The organism is Micromonospora sp. NPDC047620 (genome assembly GCF_043205005.1).
Classification (GTDB): domain Bacteria; phylum Actinomycetota; class Actinomycetes; order Mycobacteriales; family Micromonosporaceae; genus Micromonospora.
Window position 1 is genome coordinate 1 of sequence record NZ_JBIDDG010000122.1, and the last position, 1,343, is coordinate 1,343.

2 protein-coding genes are annotated in these 1,343 nt (G+C 65.9%); both read left to right on the forward strand.

Going from position 1 to position 1,343, the window contains the following annotated elements:
• Positions 1–775 (forward strand): carbohydrate ABC transporter permease (locus ACGF5C_RS34615; RefSeq protein WP_393308614.1); only part of this gene is annotated, 775 nt, incomplete at its 5' end.
• Positions 775–1,343: carbohydrate ABC transporter permease (locus tag ACGF5C_RS34620; RefSeq protein ID WP_393308616.1), on the forward strand; the 569-nt coding region annotated here is incomplete at its 3' end. The genes ACGF5C_RS34615 and ACGF5C_RS34620, both read left to right, overlap by 1 nt.

Consider the following 1,343-nt stretch of genomic DNA (forward strand, 5'->3'; position numbering starts at 1 on the left):
GTTCAGCAACTACACGCACTGGCTGCTGCAGCAGTGCACCCTGCCCGGCGGCGGAACCGAGCCGTGCCCCACCGGCAACCTGGGTTCGCAGTTCTGGGCGGCCATCGGGATCACCCTGCTGTTCACGGTGATCACCGTGACGCTCGAGGCGACCATCGGCCTCGGCATGGCGACCGTGATGGGCAAGACCTTCCGCGGCCGCGCGCTGCTGCGTGCCGCGGTGCTGATCCCCTGGGCCATCCCGACCGCGGTGACCGCCCGGTTGTGGGAGTTCATGTTCCAGTACAACGGCGTGGTCAACCGGGTGCTGCACACGCACATCCTGTGGCAGACCGATCCGTGGTGGTCGCGATTCGCGGTGATCATCGCCGACGTCTGGAAGACCACCCCGTTCATGGCGTTGCTGATTCTCGCCGGACTGCAGGTGATCCCGAACGACGTGTACGAGGCGGCCAAGGTCGACGGCGCCTCCGCATGGCAGCGCTTCACCCACATCACGCTGCCGCTGCTGAAGCCCGCACTGCTGGTCGCGGTGCTGTTCCGGACCATGGACGCGCTGCGCCTCTACGACCTGCCGGCCATCATGATGCAGGGCAACCCGGCGACCCGGACCATTTCGATCCTCGTGGTCGATCAGGTGCGGCAGGGCTCCAACAGCGCGGCCGCACTGTCGGTGCTCACCTTCCTGATGATTTTCGCGGTGGCATTCGTGCTGGTGAAGATACTGGGCGCCAATGCGGTGGCGACGCAGGAAGAACAGCGGAAGGCACACTGATGACCACTGCTACCTCTGGGCGCAAACCGTGGCGGTCCGCGCGGGTGTACGTCGGTGCGCTGATCGTGCTGATCTGGGGTCTGGCCCCGTTCTACTGGATGGCGGTGACCGCCTTCCGCGATCCGGGCTACACCTTCGACAACACCCCGTGGCCCACCCACCTCACCTTCGAGAACTTCCGCAACGCGTTCGACACCAGCCGCGGCAACGACTTCGGGCGGGCGCTGACCAACAGCGTCGTCATCGGCGCGACCACCACCGTGATCGCACTGCTGATCGGCATGATGGCCGCCTACGCCCTGGCGCGCATGGCCTTTCGCGGTAAGACCCTCGTCGCCGGCTTGATCCTGAGCGCCTCGATGTTCCCGGTGGTCGTCCTGGTGACGCCGCTGTTCCAGCTGTTCACCAACATCGGCTGGATCGGGCACTACCAGGCGATGATCATCCCGAACATCTCGTTCGTGCTGCCGATGACGGTCTACGTCCTTGCCTCGTTCTTCGCCGAGCTGCCCTGGGAGCTCGAGGAAGCGGCCCGGATCGACGGCGCGAGCCGCTTCCAGGCGTTCCG